General features: G+C 64.2%; 19 protein-coding genes. 8 read left to right on the top strand and 11 right to left on the bottom strand.

What is annotated here, in order from left to right:
- Positions 1–158: 158 nt before the first annotated feature.
- The 4 genes from AB8Z38_RS08280 to AB8Z38_RS08265 all read right to left on the bottom strand — a co-directional run bounded on the left by AB8Z38_RS08280 (position 159) and on the right by AB8Z38_RS08265 (position 3,724).
- Positions 159–1,235: a type II asparaginase gene (locus AB8Z38_RS08280; protein ID WP_369724149.1), complete on the bottom strand. Its 1,077-nt coding sequence runs from the start codon at positions 1,233–1,235 to the stop codon at positions 159–161.
- Positions 1,236–1,520: 285 nt separating this feature from the next.
- Positions 1,521–1,769, bottom strand: coding sequence for a hypothetical protein (locus AB8Z38_RS08275; RefSeq protein ID WP_369724147.1), 249 nt, complete (start codon positions 1,767–1,769; stop codon positions 1,521–1,523).
- Positions 1,770–1,859: 90 nt separating this feature from the next.
- Entirely contained in the window at positions 1,860–2,690 is an 831-nt protein-coding gene (locus AB8Z38_RS08270) for a dienelactone hydrolase family protein (protein WP_369724145.1), read from the bottom strand.
- 71 nt (positions 2,691–2,761) lie between these two features.
- Entirely contained in the window at positions 2,762–3,724 is a 963-nt protein-coding gene (locus AB8Z38_RS08265; RefSeq protein WP_369724142.1) for an alpha/beta hydrolase, read from the bottom strand.
- A 106-nt stretch (positions 3,725–3,830) separates the two neighbouring features.
- On the opposite strand from AB8Z38_RS08265, the gene AB8Z38_RS08260 reads away from it, so the two are divergent.
- Positions 3,831–4,508 (top strand): nitroreductase, encoded by a 678-nt coding sequence (locus AB8Z38_RS08260; protein ID WP_369724140.1) that lies wholly within the window; start codon positions 3,831–3,833, stop codon positions 4,506–4,508.
- Between the two features lie 367 nt (positions 4,509–4,875).
- Here the strand turns inward: AB8Z38_RS08260 and AB8Z38_RS08255 are convergent, their stop codons facing one another.
- The 3 genes from AB8Z38_RS08255 to AB8Z38_RS08245 are packed head-to-tail and all read right to left on the bottom strand — an operon-like array spanning position 4,876 to position 7,481.
- Positions 4,876–5,997, bottom strand: a complete 1,122-nt coding sequence (locus AB8Z38_RS08255) for an HD-GYP domain-containing protein (protein WP_369724139.1) — start codon at positions 5,995–5,997, stop codon at positions 4,876–4,878.
- A gap of 42 nt (positions 5,998–6,039) precedes the next feature.
- Positions 6,040–6,372, bottom strand: coding sequence for a PilZ domain-containing protein (locus tag AB8Z38_RS08250; RefSeq protein ID WP_369724137.1), 333 nt, complete (start codon positions 6,370–6,372; stop codon positions 6,040–6,042).
- Positions 6,369–7,481, bottom strand: coding sequence for a DUF2336 domain-containing protein (locus AB8Z38_RS08245; RefSeq protein WP_369724135.1), 1,113 nt, complete (start codon positions 7,479–7,481; stop codon positions 6,369–6,371). Before AB8Z38_RS08245 ends, AB8Z38_RS08250 begins: the two co-directional genes overlap by 4 nt.
- A gap of 281 nt (positions 7,482–7,762) precedes the next feature.
- Here AB8Z38_RS08245 and AB8Z38_RS08240 point away from each other — a divergent pair, with 281 nt between their 5' ends.
- Positions 7,763–8,710, top strand: a complete 948-nt coding sequence (locus AB8Z38_RS08240) for a helix-turn-helix domain-containing protein (RefSeq protein ID WP_369724134.1) — start codon at positions 7,763–7,765, stop codon at positions 8,708–8,710.
- Positions 8,711–8,755: 45 nt separating this feature from the next.
- On the top strand, positions 8,756–9,346 hold the full coding sequence (locus AB8Z38_RS08235; protein ID WP_369724133.1) for an NADPH-dependent FMN reductase: 591 nt from the start codon (positions 8,756–8,758) through the stop codon (positions 9,344–9,346).
- A gap of 6 nt (positions 9,347–9,352) precedes the next feature.
- On the opposite strand, the gene AB8Z38_RS08230 is transcribed toward AB8Z38_RS08235, so the two are convergent.
- Both AB8Z38_RS08230 and AB8Z38_RS08225 read right to left on the bottom strand, forming a co-directional pair.
- Positions 9,353–11,434, bottom strand: coding sequence for a methyl-accepting chemotaxis protein (locus AB8Z38_RS08230; RefSeq protein WP_369724132.1), 2,082 nt, complete (start codon positions 11,432–11,434; stop codon positions 9,353–9,355).
- A 101-nt stretch (positions 11,435–11,535) separates the two neighbouring features.
- Positions 11,536–11,976 (bottom strand): DUF1810 domain-containing protein, encoded by a 441-nt coding sequence (locus tag AB8Z38_RS08225; RefSeq protein ID WP_369724129.1) that lies wholly within the window; start codon positions 11,974–11,976, stop codon positions 11,536–11,538.
- Between the two features lie 191 nt (positions 11,977–12,167).
- Between AB8Z38_RS08225 and AB8Z38_RS08220 the strand changes: the two genes are divergently transcribed.
- From AB8Z38_RS08220 to AB8Z38_RS08210, 3 genes are all read left to right on the top strand, one after another.
- Positions 12,168–13,118 (top strand): DUF2778 domain-containing protein, encoded by a 951-nt coding sequence (locus AB8Z38_RS08220; RefSeq protein ID WP_369726771.1) that lies wholly within the window; start codon positions 12,168–12,170, stop codon positions 13,116–13,118.
- Between the two features lie 67 nt (positions 13,119–13,185).
- Positions 13,186–13,443, top strand: a complete 258-nt coding sequence (locus AB8Z38_RS08215; protein WP_369724127.1) for a hypothetical protein — start codon at positions 13,186–13,188, stop codon at positions 13,441–13,443.
- A gap of 100 nt (positions 13,444–13,543) precedes the next feature.
- Entirely contained in the window at positions 13,544–14,041 is a 498-nt protein-coding gene (locus AB8Z38_RS08210; protein WP_369724125.1) for an SMI1/KNR4 family protein, read from the top strand.
- A 230-nt stretch (positions 14,042–14,271) separates the two neighbouring features.
- On the opposite strand, the gene AB8Z38_RS08205 is transcribed toward AB8Z38_RS08210, so the two are convergent.
- Positions 14,272–16,128: a tannase/feruloyl esterase family alpha/beta hydrolase gene (locus AB8Z38_RS08205; protein ID WP_369724123.1), complete on the bottom strand. Its 1,857-nt coding sequence runs from the start codon at positions 16,126–16,128 to the stop codon at positions 14,272–14,274.
- Position 16,129: 1 nt separating this feature from the next.
- The gene (locus AB8Z38_RS08200) at positions 16,130–16,426 is read right to left on the bottom strand and encodes a hypothetical protein (protein WP_369724121.1); all 297 of its coding nucleotides are present in this window, start codon (positions 16,424–16,426) and stop codon (positions 16,130–16,132) included.
- A gap of 302 nt (positions 16,427–16,728) precedes the next feature.
- Between AB8Z38_RS08200 and AB8Z38_RS08195 the strand changes: the two genes are divergently transcribed.
- Together AB8Z38_RS08195 and minC are read left to right on the top strand one after the other, a co-directional pair.
- Complete coding sequence (locus tag AB8Z38_RS08195) at positions 16,729–17,157, top strand: MarR family winged helix-turn-helix transcriptional regulator (RefSeq protein ID WP_369724120.1); 429 nt, start codon at positions 16,729–16,731, stop codon at positions 17,155–17,157.
- Between the two features lie 130 nt (positions 17,158–17,287).
- Positions 17,288–17,977, top strand: a complete 690-nt coding sequence (gene minC / locus AB8Z38_RS08190) for a septum site-determining protein MinC (RefSeq protein ID WP_369724117.1) — start codon at positions 17,288–17,290, stop codon at positions 17,975–17,977.
- Positions 17,978–17,979: the final 2 nt, after the last annotated feature.

The raw sequence follows: 17,979 nt of genomic DNA, 5'->3' as shown, positions 1-17,979 counted from the left end.
GTTGGTCCGGCCCCGGATTGCGCTCCGCTCCATCCGGGCTGCAAGCAGTTCGCGACGTTGGCAACGAACTCGCTCGCTTGAACGAGCGAGATTCTCCTGCGACCTTCACGGATGCGAAACAGTCGGCGTGTCGCGGTGAAAGTTGCGCTTCGGATGCTCTAATACGTGTAGAACATCCGTTGGATCTCCTTGGTGTCGGTCGTCTTGGTCAGTGCCAACATCAGCAAAATGCGCGCCTTTTGCGGATTGAGCGTATCCGAGACGACGAAGTCGTGTTCGTCGTCCTTGGCCTCGCCGTTGCGTGCGACGATGCCGTTTCCGACCCGGCTGCTGCGAACGATCACCACACCCTTCTTGCGGGCCTCGTCGAGAGCCGGCTCGACCGCGGGCCGAGCCAGGCTGCCGTCACCGACGCCGGCATGCACGATCCCCTTGGCTCCGGCGGCGACAAACGCGTCGACCGCGACGCGGTTCATGTTGGCATAGCCGTAGACGATGTCGACTTGCGGCAAGACATCGAGGTTGGAAACGTCGAATTCGGAGTCCGCTGTGTGCCGTCGCGTCGATTGACGATAGAAATACGGCTTGTTGCCCTGCATGTAGCCGAGGAAGCCGAGTTCCGGCGTGCGGAAGGTGTCAGCCGTCGAGGTGTTGTTCTTGGTGACCTCGCGCGCGGCGTTGATCTGATCGTTGAGGGCGACGAGCACGCCCTTGCCGACGGCCTCTTCACTGCCGGCCAGGATCACCGCGTTGAAGAGGTTGATCGGCCCATCCGCGCTGATCGCTGTCGAGGGCCGCATCGCGCCGACAATCACGACAGGCTTCTTGCTCTTGACGACGAGGTCCAGGAAATAGCTGGTTTCCTCGATCGTGTCGGTCCCGTGCGTGATCACGATCCCATCGACGTCGTCCTGCGCGAGCAGCGTGTTGACGCGCTTTGCGAGCTTGAGCCAGTAGTCATTGTTCATGTTCTCGCTGGCGATCTGGAAGACCTGCTCGCCCTTGACGTTGGCCACCGTTTTCAGTTCGGGGACGGCGTTCAGCAGGGTCTCGATGCCGACCGTGGCTGCGGTGTAGCCGACCACGGTGGTGCTGCTCGCGCCGGTGCCGGCGATCGTGCCACCGGTTGCCAGAACCATGACGTTGGGCAGACCGGGACCTCTTGCGTTCGCGACGTCAAAACTGATGAGCAGCGCGAACAGCAGGCTCATGGTCGCTATGATCTGATCACGCACTCGAAACTGCCACATCTCGCATACCTTTCCTGGAAAGCCTCGTCGATGCGCCCCTGTTCGCTCAGCAGTGTATGATCCGCCAGCCAAGGCGTTCTGTCTAGGGTGGCGATGATTTTGGTTTACGCGCTCGGCGGGTGCGGGAACGCTCTTTGCCCGGGCTTGTCCCTGCATCCACGATCTTGGCTCCGACTGCGTAGAACGTCGATGGCCGGGACGAGCCCGGCCATCACGAAGTTCGTTTGCTGATTGCTCGCGACATGGAAGTCGCGATGCCGAAGCGCGCCGCTATGCGCCCATTTCGCACTTCTTCATGAAGCTGTTCTTGGCGGCACCGGCGAGCGGCTTGCCGTCCGCGCTGACCGCCTTAGGCGTGCAGGCGTCTAGCTTGCATTTCTTCATGAACGAAGTCTTGGCGGCGCCGGCGAGCGCCTTGCCGTCCTTGCCGACCGCCTTGCTCTCGCAAGTGTCGTCCGCGAGGGCCGAGCCTGCTGCAAAGCCGGCAAGGATTGCCGCGAGGAAAATCCGTTTCATCATGGGTGTCTCCCTAAGCCGAAAGATGGCCGGCGAATTGGAACCCGGAATCGTGGCGCAATCAAGCAGGAACGGCGCGCACCAGCCTTCGTTTCAATTTTTCCAGCGGTCGAGGATTGCGATGGCCTTGACGAGCGCGTCGTCCATGGCGGCCTGATTGCCAGGCGCGGACTGCCGCTGCGGCGATGGCTCGTCGAAATCATGGGTCGCGCCGGGGTAGACGGTGATTTCGATGCGGCTGCCGGCCTGCCGCGACCGGTCGGCGACGTGCTGACAGATCAACGGCGACACCTCCTCGTCATCGGCGCCGAGAAACATGGCAATTGGGGCTGCGGTGAAGATGGTTGGCGCGAGCAGCGCGGCCTGTCCGCAGCCCGGATAGAACGCGAGTGTGCCGCGATAGCCCGTTACCTGGCTGCCTTGCCGGATCATCACGTTTAGCGCGGTGCTGCCGCCATTGGACCAGCCCTGAAGAAAAATCTGATCGGGCATGATGTCGCCGCGGCCGCGCAGATAGGCAAGGGCGCCTTCGGCATCGAGCGGGCGCACATCTGTCTCGTTGACGTCGGCGCGATCGGGATCGTCATGGGTGAAGCGGCCGAAGCCGTGCGCCTTGCCGCGCGGGCCGAAACTGTCCGGCAGCAGGGCCAGATAGCCATGCGCCGACCAGTATTCCCCCCACATCATATGGCGCTTGGACAAGGTGGTGGCGTCGCAGGGCGAGGCGATGTTGGCGCCGACATACGTGCAATCGGCATTGTCGTTGCTGGAGTAGGGCCCGCCGCGGCCGTGCAGCATGACAATGGCGGGCCAGGGGCGAGGTGTGGTGGGCTGGAAAAGATAGCCGACGATCTCCGTGCGACCGTCAGCGCTTCGCAAGTAGATGGTCTGCGGCGTGGCCGGGGCCGCCGCGATCGACAGCAATATTGCGATCAAGCTGATGAGGATACGCATGAGATGACGTGCCAATTCGATTCCAGCGGGCCGCAACGCGATCATATCCCGCGCGCGAGCAACGCCTTGAAATCGGCGCGTGCGCGTTGCGCCTCGACCCGGGCAACTTCGGACGCGTCGCCGAGGCCGAAATAGCCGTGGATCAGGCCGGCGCCTTCATGATGCTTCACCGACACGCCGGCCGCCTGCAGCGCCCGCGCATAGGCTGCGCCTTCGTCGCGCAGCGGATCGAACCAGGCGGTGGTCACGACCGCGGGCGCCACTCCGGAGAGCGAGGCGGCACGCAATGGCGAGACCCGCCAGTCCGCGGCGTGGCCGAGTTCGGCGAGATAATGACCCGCAAACCACGCCATCACGGCGCGCGACAGGAAATACCCTTCCGCATTCTCCGCGCGTGACGGATAGCGCAGGTTCTCCTGCGGATCGACGTAGCGGCCCACGACGTCGATCACGGGATAGACCAATAATTGTGCGGCGAGCCTCAGGCCGGCATCGCGGCAGGCGATCGCGGTTGCTGCCGCGAGATTGCCGCCGGCGCTGTCGCCGGCAACGCCGAGGCGCTTGACGTCGTCGCCAAATTCCGCGACGCGGTTGAAGACGTCGCTGGCAGCCGCGAAGGCGTCCTCGAATGCGCCGGGAAAGCGGGTCTCAGGCGGCCGGCGGTAGTCGACGGAGATGACGACCGCGCCGGTCTCGATGGCAAGCCATCGCGCCTGCCGGTCGTGGGTATCGAGATCGCCCGCCACCCAGCCGCCGCCGTGGAAGAACACCACCGTCGGCGCGGGACCGGTGCCGATCCGATAAACGCGCGCATCGCGCGCGCCGGCGCCGCCCTTCACCTTGATGTCCTGCACGACATCGACCGGAGGCGGCGCCACGGCCGCGCGCGCCGCAGCCAGTGCGCGCAAGGAATCGCGGGCGCTCTGTGGCGTCATCGTCGTCGGATCGCGCAGCGGTAGCAGCGGAATGATCTGGGCGATGACGGGATCGAGCGGCGCGGCCATTTGCGGTCCCCTTGTGCGGTCCTCTTGGTCTTGCTTGCGGGTTAGCATAGATTTCGCGCGCCGCATCGGCAACCGCCGGACGGCTATGCGCCAGGGAGATCAAAAGGTGGAATTCGAAACGCTGGTCCAGTCGCGCCGCAGCGTGCGCGGTTTCAAGAACGAGCCGGTGCCGCGCGCGGTGATCGAGGCGATCATCGAAAGTGCCAAGCGCGCGCCGTCGTCGATGAACACGCAGCCCTGGCACGTCCATGTGCTCACCGGCCAACCGCTGGAACAGGTGCGCCACCGCAATATGCAGGAGATGGTCGCGGGTGCCAAGGTCAAGCGCGACATCATCAGCCACGGCGAGTATCAGGGCGTTCACCGCACGCGCCAGGTCGACGTCGCCAAGAAACTGTTCGGTGCGATGGGGATCGCGCGCGACGACAAGCCGATGCGGCAGGATTGGGTGCTGCGCGGCTTCCGCCAGTTCGACGCGCCGGTGTCGCTGGTGCTCAGCTATGACCGCGTGCTCGACCCCGGCGCGGTCTGTCATTTCGATCTCGGCGCGCTCTGCTACGGCATCGTGCTCGCGGCGTGGGACCGTGGCCTCGGCTCCGTGATCAACGGGCAGGGCATCATGCGATCCGACATCGTGCGCGAGGTTGCCAGAATCCCCGAGGACGAGGTCATCATGACCTGCGTCGCGCTGGGCTATCCCGACGATAGCTTCGCGGCGAACGCGGTTCGCTCGGATCGGGAGGGCAACGAGGAGTTCGTCCGGTACGTCGGCTTTGCTGACTGACGCTGCGGGGAGGAGATGATTCCCGCACCAAATTTTTGGTGCGAGCTCCCTGCAGGCTCTTGCAATCTTCATCGCGCGGGAGGAACAATATGCGGACAGAAAGGTTTGTTGCTGGCGCGAGGGAATTGACATGCGGCGGCTGGCTAGCCTGGTTCGACGGTTGTTCGGCCCGCGAATGCGGCGTCCGATCGATGATGATCCAAGTCTTCCGTTCTCACCTGAAGAGTTCAGCAGGTTGATCCGCAGCGGCAGACGCGAGGACATGAAGCTGCTCGCGGAGGGGCTCGCCTCCCGCTCCATCCCGCGCCGCATCAAATTCCGCGCCACGCATTGAGTCCAGGACTCGCGGGTATGCCGCGCCAGGTGCTTAGCGGGTGAGTGCGATGTCTTTGAAGGACGTGACGAGCGCCTTCTCCAGCTTCCCGGTCATCCCGCAGAGAATATTGTAGGCCTCCGTACGTGGCATCGTCGGCTTGTAGGGGCGGTGCTCGATCAGCGCGGCGAAGATGTCCGAGATCGTGAGAATGCGCACGACGTCTTTAATGCTCTCCCCGGACAGCGCGTCCGGGTACCCGCTGCCGTCGAGATATTCGTGGTGATGCCTGACTGCGTCGAGAATCTCGGGCGTGATCTTGTCGTGGTCCTTCAGAAAGTCATAGCCGGCGGCCGGATGCGTCTCGATCATGGCGCGCTCGTCGGCACTGAGGCGGCCGGGCTTGTCCAGGATCGCAAGCGGGATCTGCGCCTTGCCGATGTCGTGGAACATCGCGGCCGAGTAGAGGCGCTCGAGATCCGTCCTGCCGACGCCGAGGCTTAGTCCGAAGTCGATCGCCACGCCGGTCACGAGCAGACAGTGCTGGTAGGTTCCCTCGTGGTGGCGCCGGACGGTCGTGAGCCATTCGGAGAGGCCGTGCTCGGTGATGCGCTCTGCGATCTTGCGACCGGCATCCTTGGTGCCATCGACGTCGAGGGGCTCGCCGAGTGTCACCGCGGTGAACATCGACGCGACGGCGGTTGCGGCTGTCTCGACGGCATCGTCCGGCTGCGTCGCGCCGGTTGCCGAACCGGATGTCGCCTCGGCAGGATCAGCCAGCGCCGCGAGCAGCTTGGCCTTGTCGATCGGGCCGGCAAGGACGAGCGTTGCACCGAGCGCATAGGCCTGCGAGATACTGATATGAGAGGAGTGCTCGACGAGGAAGATGCGCTTCGTGACCTTCGCCAGCTTGCCGCTTCTCTTCTTGATCGCCGCGATGTTGTCGAAATCACGCAACTCCGCACGTATCACGATGGCGTAGGGCACTTGCGACAGCTTCGCCTCCGCATCGAGCCGTTCGCCCGCAACGGTAAATTTCCGTTCGAGGGCCGAGCAGATCCCCGCCAATTTGTCGGAGGAATCGGCGAGCACATGCACGAATGGTCGTGCCGATACCGTGGTTCGGGGACCGCTATCGGCATTGACGGGGCTGGCTCTGGTTCGCGCGTTCTGCACGGGTACCTATACCGGTTGGAGGGCTTGCTGAATTCGGAGAGCCTATTTGCTTTGAACGGAGGTCTGCGCGGCGGCCGCCGGTGCGCTCACCGGTCGCCTCTTGCCGTCCGCGGTGATGAAGTGGACGCCGGCGGTGGTTCCATCGATCCAGACCAGTTCGCAGCGGCGGTACGCCAGCCCTGTCGACGACAGCAGCAAGAAGAATTCCTTGGCTTGCAGCACGTCGAGCGTGCCTTCGACCTCGATCTTGGCGCCGCTCTGCGAAACGTCGAGCAGGACGCACTTGCGCCGCCACGTGCCGTCGGACCCCATCAAATTGACCGACTGCTTGTGATCCATCCGTACGCGAAACGCCTTTCGACCGTCGAGCTTCATCGGTTGGACCCCGTTTTCCTGCGGCGCTGTGCCTGATCGCTTGTGCTGGCGCCTGCAGCTATTTCTCCCCAGCGCACCGTCCACTGGCTGGTCGACAGAAGAACACTCTCGAAGATGTGCTGCGCGCGTTCGCGCTGTGTGAAGGAAAGACGTGCACCGCTGCGGTTGCTCAGGATCGCCAGCGTGGTCTGCCAGTTCAGGCGCGAAGCCCGGCACGCCATCACCAGGCCTTCGCAATCGTCATCGGTCATGACATGCTCGACGATCTCGATCGGCGCCCCCGAGAGCACCGACAAGGCGGTGAACAGATTGGCGGTCTCGCCGCGGATCGCGAAGCGGTTCACCGAGGAGTCGTTGAGCTTGCCGAGGCGATTGAGCGCGACGATCTCCGGCCTTGCGCTCGCATAGTCGGCCGAGCAAGGCCGCTTCAGTGGAGCGGGAGCGGGCTCCGGGCTCGGCGCAGGCGGCGCTGCGAAGGCATCGGATCTGGCTGGAGCCTTGGCCGGGGAAGCGGAGAGCAGCTTGCGCACGACAACGTCGGGCGTGCCTGGCCGGAGCGCCACTGCCTTCGTGATCGCGTCATCCGCGGCGCAGCTGACGACGAGCAGCGCATAAGCGGTATTCGAGAACCTGGCGCCGGGGTTCGCGATCAGCGCAAGGCAGACGGCCCGGCCGCCGCGTTTCACCAACGCCTCAACCACAGCCGCTTCGATCCGGTCTCGGCCCGCGATCGCAAGCTGATGGCGTTCGCTGCAGGACGCAGCAACCGCCTCGAGGTCGTCCATTGAGAGTGCTTGCGATTTGAGCAAAATCGGATACGCCACATCCGGATCTTCGTGGGAAGCCAGCTGTCGCAAGGTAGCCCGCGGCGCCGGACTGAGTTCGGCAAGCGCATTGCTCAGGTGAATCAACGCGCTGGCACCCACACCTCGCGTGAGGCGAAGGAGGATGCCGTCGACGACGTTGACGAGCAGTTCCTGCTGGCGGTCGCTGGTCGCGGCGAGCAGACGAACGATGCCCGACAGGATGCGGACACAGCGCTCGGGCGGCCCGGCTGCGACCACCTCCTCTAACTCGACAAGAATATCGGCAGGCGAATGTGCCAGCATGGCCGGAGCCTGAATTCGAAATAACTTCAACTATTCAACGTGCTCCATTGCGCCTCAAAGTTGTTAATTTGAACTTGACATTTTGGTCCTTCAGGTATTTGCGCACCGCCTACTTCACTGAAACGGTATCGAAATTTGGCAGAGGCTACCCCGAGGGTTGTTCTTTGATCGACTCTCGCCATCTGATCGAGAGACGTTAGGATGATTCTTCCGGTCTCATGGGACAACCGGAAAGGGGGAAATCAGATCGCGTCGTCTCACGACGCTGCTTTTCATTTGTCATGACCAGCATTGATGATGCGCCTGCGTTGGCGCCAAAGATATTTCGCTTTTCAGACGTCGATGAGTTTCGCAGTTCGATCCGTGGCCTGAACATTGAGTTCACGCCGTTTGTGCGAAGGATTTCTGCAGAGCAGATCATTCTGCGCTTGCCCGCTTGCGACGTGAACGTGACGCGGGCGTTTCCGCGCGTGGTGGACGCGCAGCTCGTCGCGGATTGCACGGCGGTCGGTTTTGCGATGGATGACCTTGAAGTCCCGATCCGCTTCAACGGTGCGCAGCGCGACCGTGCGGTCATCGTCATCGGCAGCAGCGGGGCGGCCTATAACACCATTGAGGAGGTGCAGCGGCAGGTCGCCTCCATCGTGTTCCGGCCCGAGGTGAAAAATCGCGGCTGGCCCGAGACGCGCTTGAGCTTCAAGATATTGGAGACCAGTCCGTTGGCGCTGTACGCGCTGCGGAAGGTCGTCTGGGAGGTGGTGGCCGCCGGATCCGAGCCGATCGATCCCGCCGAAGTGCCGCTGAAAGCGGCAGCGATGACGGAGTCTCTGTTCGGCGCGGTCGACGCGGCGTTCGCCAACCTCGCTCCCGCGCGCTGGACGCTGCGGCCGAACGACGAGCGGCAGTTCAAGATCTTTCGGGACATCCGGGCGCTGTTGGCCGATGACCTCGCCCAGCCCATCTACAGCGAGGAGTTGGCGCGCAAGCTCGGCCTTTCCGTCCGCAGCTTGCATGATGTCGTCCGCCGCTATCGCGGCATGAGCCTGCACCGTTACTTGCGCCTGCGGCGGTTGTGGCTGGTCCGCCAGCGGCTCCTGGCCGGCGCCGAGAGCGTGAAGGCGGTCGCGCTGGCCTTCGGCTTCTGGCATCTGAGCGATTTCTCTCGAAGCTATCGCGACCAGTTCGGCGAGACGCCCTCCGCTACGCTGGAGCGTGGACGCAGGCGATAGTGTCGCAAATGGATTCGGAGCGGTCTCCGTGCTAGCCTCGCAGCCATGAGCAACCGCATCCTTGTCCTCTACGGTTCCTACCGTTCCGACCGCGTGGGCATTCGGCTGGCCAATTTCGTCATCGATCGCCTGCGCGCCCGCGGCGAGGAGGTCGAGTTCATCGACGCCAAGGCGATCGGCCTGCCGATGCTGGACCGCATGTACAAGGAACATCCGAAGGGCACGGCACCCGAGGCGCTCGAGAAGCTGGCCGGGCAGATCCGCAGCGCTGACGGATTTGTGTTCGTCACCGGCGAATACAATTGGGGCATTCAGCCTGGATTGAAGAATCTCACCGACCATTTCCTGGAGGAATGGTTCTGGCGCCCGGCCGCGATCGTGAGCTATTCCGCCGGCCGCCTGTCCGGCGCGCGCGCCTCGACCGCTTGGCACGGCACGCTGTCGGAGATGGGCATGGTGGTGGTGTCGAGCACGATCGGCGTCGGCCCGATCGCGCAGACATTGTCGGAGGCGGGTGAGCCGATCGGCGAGGGCGGCAAGGCGCTGGAACGGTCGTTCCCGCGCTTTGCCGATGACCTGCTCTGGTGGATCGAGGCGGCCAAGTCGCAGCGGACGCGCAAGTCGCCGCCTTACTGAGCCGCGCTACGCCGCCCTGACTTCGCTGAGGAAGCGGTCGAACTGTCCAGCGAGGTCGCGCGACTGCACCGAAAGCTGTTCGGCGGCGCCCAGCACGTCCGAGGCGGCGCCGCCGGTGTCGTCGGCAGCGCGCTGCACGCCTGATATGTTGGTGTTGACCTCCTGGGTGCCGCGCGCAGCTTCCTGCACGCTGCGGGAAATCTCCTTCGTCGCCGAGCCCTGTTGCTCGATGGCAGCCGCAATCGCGGTGCCGATCTGGTCGATCTCGGCGATGACGTTGGCGACGTTGCGGATGGCGGTCACGGTCTCGTCGCTGGCGCTCTGGATCGCGGAAATCTGCTCGGAGATTTCGGTGGTGGCCTTGGCGGTCTGGCCAGCCAGCGACTTCACTTCGGCGGCGACGACTGCAAAGCCGCGGCCGGCGTCGCCGGCGCGCGCGGCCTCGATGGTCGCGTTCAAGGCCAGGAGATTGGTCTGCTCGGCGATGCTCTGGATCAGCGTCACGACGTCGCCGATCTTCTGCGCGCCTTCCGCGAGTGCACGCGCAGTGTCCCCGGTGCGGCGGGCATTCTCGACCGCGCGGGCTGCGATCTCGGTGCTTTGTGCGACCTGGCGGCCGATCTCGGCGATCGAGGAGGTCAGCTCTTCGGTCGCGCTCGCGACCGTCTGGACGTTGGTCGAGGTCTGCTCGGAAGCGGCCGCCACCACCGCAGCCTGGTTATTGGTCTGGGCCGCCGTCGAGGTCATCGACTGCGCCGTGCTCTCCATCGTCGAGGACGCCTGTGACAGGCCGCCGACGAGCTCGGTGACCTTGGCCTCGAACGCGCGGGTGAGCTCGTCGAGCGCCTGCGCACGCCGCATCTTGCCATCGTTCTCGGCCTGCTTCTCGGCTGCGAGCCGGTCAGCCCGGATCATATTGTCCTTGAACACCTGCACGGCCGCGGCCATCGCCCCGATCTCGTCGGAGCGCTCGGCGCCAGGGATAGCTTCGGTAACCTCGCCCTCGGCGAGCCGCGACATCCGCGACGTCAGGCCGACAATCGGCGCACAGACGCGGCGGCGCACGGTCACCACAAGACCCACGCTCGCGATCAGCACGGCGATGAGGCCTGCGAGTGCGACCGTGAAGCTCGTGCGCGCGGCCGACGAGGCGCCGGCCAGGATTTGCTCCGCATTGTCGTAGAAGGCGTCGCGCACGCCGATGATGGCGCCGAGGCCGCGCTGCGACGCCGGGTAATAAATATCGAGGTCGTGCTCGTATTTGCCGCTGGCCGCGCCGTCCTTGACGAGCTTCAGTTCACGGCCGAACCCCTCGACATAGGCGGACTCCAGCGTCTCGAGCGCGGCGGCGACATTGGCGGGTGTCGCCGGATTGCCGCGCAGCTCCTGGAGCGACATCACGATCTGGTCGTTGCGGCCTTGCGAGCGGGCGATGTCGGCCTTCTCGCTCTCACTCGCCACCTTCTTCGAGCCGACCAGGTTCTTGTGCAGGCTGGCGTTGAGGCCGCCGATGTCGCGCAGTGTCATGGCGATATTGGCGTAGCTGGCCTGCCGGTAGGCGTCGCCATTCAGGATCGCCATGCGGCGGACCTGCTCGTTGAGCAGCCCGGTTACAGCGCTGTTGAGCACGGCGTTGTCGGCGACGATCTTCCTGGCCGCCTCCTTGCGCGCATCCGCCGGTCCCGCGATCGCCTTGTCGACGGCCGCGCGTATCGCTGTGAACTTCGAGTCGATGCTGTCGATGTTGCTGCCGATGGTGTTGCCGTCATCGAACGGGCCGGGCATGTCCTTGCGCAGCGCATTCATCTTGTCGCGTGCGCCGTCGGTCTGCTTGCGCAGCTTGTCATGCTCGGCGAGCTGTGCGGGATCGACGGTCGCAGGTCCGTACAGGATGTTGGTGGCGAAGCCGCGCTCGGGGTTGAGATAGCGCGGGATGTCGCTCACGGCCCGGACGATCGCCAACCGGCCCTGTGCTTCCCCAATCCTGCCCATCGTCTGGTATTTCGTCACCGCGACGTAGACCGCGAGGCCGCCGCCGACGGTCGAGAGCGAGACGATAGCGGTGGTGAGAAGCGTACCGATTTTCATGATTGGTCCGGCAACTGGCACTGGCAGAAAATTAGTTCTGCCCGGACGATAGGCAGCCGGTGTTAATCCCGGGTTTACGTTGAATGCAGCGGCAGTGGCGCTCACGTCTCCTGTCGATCGAGGGCGGCGAGGATCTCCAGGGTCGCGCCGTCGCGCTCGCCCGCGAAATATCGGGCGATCGCCTCGCCGAAAATGGGATTGTCTGAAACGGCGCCGAACAGCGTCATCGACGAGCGGAATTTTGCGTCGTCCGGTGCACCCAGGATCGCATCGATGGTCCGGCCTTCGACCGCGAGGACCAGGCCCGTACATTCGAGGAGGCGGCGACCGAGGACGGGGTGGGCGAGGTAGGCGCTGGCCTCCGCCCGCGAGGCGATGGCGTAGCGCCGGGACATGGCGCTGAAGCCGAGACCGGCGAGCTGCGGGAAGATGAACCACATCCAATGGCTTTGCTTCCGGCCCCGCGACAGCTCGCCCTGGACGAGGCGATAGACCGGGTTTTGGGCCAGAACGAACCGATTTAGGTCGAAAGGATCGGTCATTAGCTACCTCTGGGGTACCTCGCCCGCCGCGATTATGCCTAACTTTTGGCTCCCAATGTGGTAGCTGGTATAGAGTCTCTGGGTGGGGGTGGGCTCCCCCAGGGGTCGATTTTGGGGATCTGATGGTTTCCGACACCGCAGGAGCCGAGAGGCTGTTGTCGCGCCGCCGTGTTGGGCGGGCCGAGACAATTTTGCTGTCTCTCGCCGCGATTGCGCTGTCGATGGGCGCTGCCGCCTGGCTCGCCGACGTGAACGATTCAACCCCGCTGGTCTCGGCCGCACTGCCGCCAGCCAGTGCCCCTTCATTTGACGACCGTTTCGCCTCGCTGTCGGGCGCCCAGCCCGCTCGTGACAGCGGCCTTCGCATGCTGGAGCGCTCCGCCCTGAATGCGGTTCAGCTCAAGCTGCGGGATGCCAAGGCGATGCTGGCGCAAAAGCTCCAGGGCGACGATTGGCGGTCGACCCTGACTGACGACGACAAGTCCGTGGTCGACGAGAGGAGGCCCTCGCAACGGGCCGATGCCGTGCCGACGCCGCGCTCGCGGCCGATCCAGGCGGATCTCGCTTCCCAGATCGCCTCCAGCCAGGCCTATGCCGACACCAATCCCAGGATCGACAACCGCAACTTCCTCGAAAAATTCACCGACAAGATCAAGCTGGCCTCGCTGACTCCCGATAGCGGACTGTTCGGCAAGGCGCCCGATCTCGCCGCTCTCGGCTACGATTCGCGCACGGCGGTCTATGACATCTCGGCCAAGGCGCTCTATTTGCCGAACGGCGTCACGATCGAAGCCCATTCCGGCATGGGCGCGCTGATGGACGACCCCGAGCATGTCGACCAGCGCATGGTCGGTGCGACCCCGCCCGCGACCTACGATCTCAAGCCGCGCGAAAAGCTGTTCCACGGTGTTCGGGCGCTGCGCATGACCCCCGCGGACGGCACCAGCGCGCTCGGCCGTGTCGGCCTTCTCACCCACACCTATATGCTCGGACCGCGCGGCGATTCCAACGGCTGCGTCTCGATCAAGGACTATGATCGTTTTCTCAAGGCCTACGACAACGGCGAGTTCAACCGCCTGGTCGTCGTGCCGAGCCTGCGTGGATCGGCGACCGCCTCGCAGCGCGCCAGCACCGACTCCTGATATTCGCCTGCCACGGGCGGGGCTGCCGTTTCCGCTTCCTTAAGCCGTTGTCGTCCAGAAGCAGCCCATGACTGATCCGTCAAGCTCCCAGACCCCGCTGCGCACCACGTTCAAGATCAAGCTGAACGGTGACACGCTGGCGATTGCGAGCGTCGGCCAGGCCTATCAATTCCTCACCAACTTCAAATCGGTCGAGTGGATGGAATTCCGCTCGCTGCATGAGGACGCTGTCCACGCGCTCGAAGGTGCGGCCGGCGACGCGATGCTCGTGGTGCAGGCGACCAACGCTGTGCGCGCGTTGTTCGTGAGCGCGAAGCTGCTCTGAGCGGCGGCGTGCGTTGCCTATCCCGTTCTTGCTCGAACCCGCCTCGCGGCGGCTGCGACAAAGGCATGGCGCATTGGCGCGCCGAGGGAATTGGGATCGCATGGATATCGCGGAATTCATTGCAGGCGTCGATCGCGCCGGCACCGAGCAACCGACGCTTGCAATGCTCGAGGAGTTTGAAAAATCCATCGGTTGCCGCTTGCCGGATGAATATCGCCAATTCCTGCTGGCCTGCGCCGGCGGCTATTTCAATGGCTCGGCCGAGTTCAACTGGCCCCAAGGGCATTGGGCCGGTGCGGTCAATGAGGTGCTCGGATTGCAAGCCGGCGACTGCTCGCTGATCCAAACGCGTCAGACCCCGCAATGGCCGACCGTCGATGAGCTCTTGTGGATCATGAGCGATCATGGCGGAAACCCGATCTGCATGACGATCGACAAGGCGCATTTCGGCAAGATCTGGTTCATCGACCACGAGCTCGCCGAATACGACAAGCCCTGGACGCTTGCCGAGGCGATGTCGGACAAATGGGGCTATGTGCTGGAGCTCGCGCCTGGCTTCGGCGACTTCATCGCTGGACTGTACAAGGAGGCAGCGTGAGGCGAGGGGACACGCCTGTCCTGTGTCCGTGAAAGTACAGCCGAATTCGTGCGGTGTGACCAGTCATAGCGAGCACAGCGAAGCAATCCAGAATCTCTCCGCGGAGGCAGCCTGGATTGCTTCGCTGCGCTCGCAATGACGAGGTGGATGCAGTCGCGTACCGCTTCGACGGCGCTGCGCGCGGCAGAACCGCGCGCAGCATCCTGTCAGCGTCGTTCGCGACGCCTCGTTCAGTGCCTGTCGTCTCCGCGCCCGTCGTCCTCATCATTGAAGTCGTGGTCACCGCCCGGCCTGAAGCCGGGGTCAACGCACGTGAAGTTCGCCGCATCGCTGGTCAAGCCGCTGCCCTTGTAGGCGGGTATCTTGGGATACACGCATAACGGCCGCGTGCCTCCGGTCGGGAAGTTCTGCGCGATTCGCGGATCGAAGACGCCGCCGGTCGGGTAGGGCGAAGCGGTATTGGTGTTAGCCGCGACGATGCGCTCCGGTGCAATGCCGCTTTCGACCCAATCGGTGATCGCCTTGAGTTCATTGCCCGCGAAGCTCGTGGTGGCCGCGCCGCCGCCGCAATGGGCCATGTTCGGAACCATGAACAGCCGCGCAAAGTCAGTCGCATGGTTGTCCATGCGCTGATTCATCTTGCGGTACCAGCGGGCAATCGCGGCGCCGGAGAAGATGCCGTCATTGACCGAGGAGGAGATGATCAGCTTGCCGCCGTGCGCCCTGAACGGACGGAGGTCGGTCGCGACCGCAGCCATGAAGTCCATCGAACTTTCCGGATAGGCCTGGGTTTTCGTGAAGATCTTCGGCGCGTCGGTGTCGAAGTTGAAGTGGAACACGAAGGCTTCCTGGCCGTTCGGTCCGGCGACCGGCGTGACCACGGGGGGCGTCTGGAAGATCATCGGGATCGCTCCCGCACCAAGCGTCAGGTTGATTGCGGTGTTGACCTTCGGCACCAGCGCGGTGACCACGTTCCAGGCTCCCCAGCCCGCGCCCTGTGCGGTGGGCGGCGTCCAGATTCCGGCATCCCAGAACCAGTTCGAATAGAGCCGCTGGCCTTTCGAGTTGACCGGTCCCGCATAGATCTTCTTCAACGCATCGACCTGCGCGCTGGTCAGGCAGCTGCCGCCATGCGCCGTGCTACCGTGCGAGCCGGTGCCGCAGGTGTAGCTGGCGAGTGCCGGGTAGACTTTCCTGGCCGTGCAGGCGTGATAATTGTCGACGATCCCGTCGACGAGGCCATCGAGTGCATCGCAGGCGCTCAGGATCGCCGCCGAGGCAACCTGCAGGTCCTGTTGCGGAAAGGTGTCGGGAATGAACGGCTGGCCGCTGAGATCCTTGCTGGTGGCGAGCGGGCCGAGCACCTGCTCGTTCCAGGCTTCTGCGAGCGCCGCCTGCGGCAGGTTGAAGCCAGGGTTTTGCGAGATCACGCCATCGAACAGCCATGGCGATCGCTGCGACGCGACCATGGCATCGCGACCGCCGTTCGAACATCCCATGATGTAGGAATAGACGGTCTCGAGACCATAATAATAGGCGATGATCTTTTTCGAGATCGTCGCGGTCTTCTCGATGCCGTCGTAACCGTAGTCACTGCGCGCGCGGGCGTCGATCGCGAAATGCGCGGACCCTCCGGCATTTGCGTCATCGTCCTGATATGCACCGAGCGGGTTGGGCGCGGTGTCCTCATGACCGCCGTCATCGACGGCGACCGCCCAGCCTTGGCCGAGCTCGACGCCGGCCGCGCCCTGCGGATCGCTTTGCAGGCTGCCATCGGTGCCGCCGCCGCCCATCATCTCGAAGCGGCCATGCCAGGTGGTGGGCAGGTTCAGCGCGAATCCGATGCCGTAGGTGAAATGATCGGGATCCTGCGTCGAGACCCGCTTGTTGATGATGCCGATCACGTTGCAATAGCCCGACTTCTGCGTCGCGCTCAGAATCTGTGTATTCGGCAATGTCAGCCCTGTGAGGCCGGTGCAGGATGAGCGCGGAGCCACGCCGCTCGGCGGCAGTCCGTGCGCGGTGGCCTGCGCGCCGATAGACGCCCAGCCCGCGACGATGGTCGATGCAAGAAGCAGTCGTTTCATCTCAGTCCCTCCCGGTTTCATCGTTGACGGTTGAACGAAAGCGCCCCGACGCGACGCCCGCCCCGCGAGGCGTCGCGTCATCAGAGTCATTTGCGAAGTTGTTGCCGAGGGAAATGATCTCGCGATTGCGATGCGCAACGCACAATCGGCTGCGCGCAAAACCATCCCGCCGCGAGCGCGTCATAGTGCGCAGAGCGGCGTCCATCTCTGATGGAAGCACGGGCGTCATCCCCTTGGTCCGCACGTGAACAGCGGGCTTTTCACGATGAATATGCGAGCGATGTTGCTGTGTCAACATGGCGCAACGCGCGAGTCCGCGGTGCAACCTTTCGTGGAAGCTGTGGTGGAAGGCGCGACACTGCTTCGCTTCTCGATTCTGGGTTCGCTGCGATAGGCTCGGCGATCGAATCTCAAACAAGCGGGTTGCGCGCTGCTGCGCCAACCCGCGAAAGACGGTCGTCGATGGAGCCAGGAAAGTCAGGCGTCAGGAGGCGATCAGTCAAAGGAGCCGCCAAGGTACCGCCGCCCGGAGCGCCCGTTGCCAAGCCGTCGCGATCGACGCCGCGCTCCGCACCGGCCGCAAAGCCCGCCCGGGCAAAATTGCTTGCTTCGGCCGACCTGTCTCGTTCGCTCGGCTATCGCATCCGCCGGGCCCAGCTTTGGGTTTTCAAGGACGTCAGCCGGCGGCTCGCCGCGTTCGACATCAGTCCGGCGCAGTTCTCGGTTCTGTCGGTGATCGAGGCCAATCCAGGCGTCAACCAGCTTGCCATCGCGCAATCCCTGTCGATCGAACGGGCGGGGCTCGGGCGGCTGGTGGACCATCTGGAGCGGCGCGGCCTGGTGCAGCGGTCTGCCTCCGCCATCAACCGCCGTTACTACGTGTTGCACCTAACGAATTCCGGAGTCGCGCTCCTGGGGCGCTTGCGGCCGGCGATCGCGGAGAGCGAGAAATCCCTCGCGGCCAGGATTGGACCGCGCGCCTACAAGGAATTGCAGCGGGCGCTATCGATTTTCCTCGACGAGGCCTGAGCGGCCACCGGGCTTCCGCGCACAAGCCGCATGGCCGCCATCCCACGTAACCCCACGGGGAAGTTAACCGCCCATTAACCATGTCGGCCGCATCGTTAACCATTCAATAACGGGGAACGAGTCGGCCATTATGGAGGCTGTAGCAAAAATTCAACGCCAAATGGTGCGCCTGCGCGGGCGCTCCTATGTGGCCTTCGTGTTCGTGCCGACGGTCCCGATCCTGGACTGGCTGCAGGAGATCGACGCCACGATCGTGCGCTCGCCGGGCTTCTTCGCCGGCCGTCCGGTGGTGGTCGACCTCGCTTCGGTCGATCTCAGCCAATCCGGCATCAATCACCTGCTCGCAAGCCTTCAGGACCGCAACATCCGCGTGCTCGGCATCGAGGGCGTGGAGGAGGCACGGCTGACGCCGTCGATGCCGCCGCTGCTCACCGGCGGGCGTAGCTGCGTGATCGAGCCGAGCGCTCCGAAGAAGGTCGAGACCAAGCCGCCGACTTCGCTGCTGCTCGAAAGTCCGGTGCGCTCGGGCCAGACCATCATTTTCCCGGAAGGCGACGTTACCATCCTCGGCTCGGTCGGCTCCGGTGCCGAAATCGTCGCCGGCGGCTCCATCCACGTCTACGGCGCGCTGCGCGGCCGGGCCATGGCGGGCGTCAACGGTCATGCCAGCGCGCGGATCTATTGTCAGAAGATCGAGGCCGAACTGCTTGCAATCGATGGGTTTTACCAGACTGCCGACGATATCGACGATGCCCTGCGTGGCCGGCCTGCCCAAGCCTGGCTCCAGGGCAGCACCATGCGAATTACAGCGCTGAACTGACA

The sequence above is a fragment of the Bradyrhizobium sp. LLZ17 genome (assembly GCF_041200145.1).
Taxonomy (GTDB): Bacteria; Pseudomonadota; Alphaproteobacteria; order Rhizobiales; family Xanthobacteraceae; genus Bradyrhizobium.
This window is presented reverse-complemented; position numbering and strand designations above follow the sequence as displayed.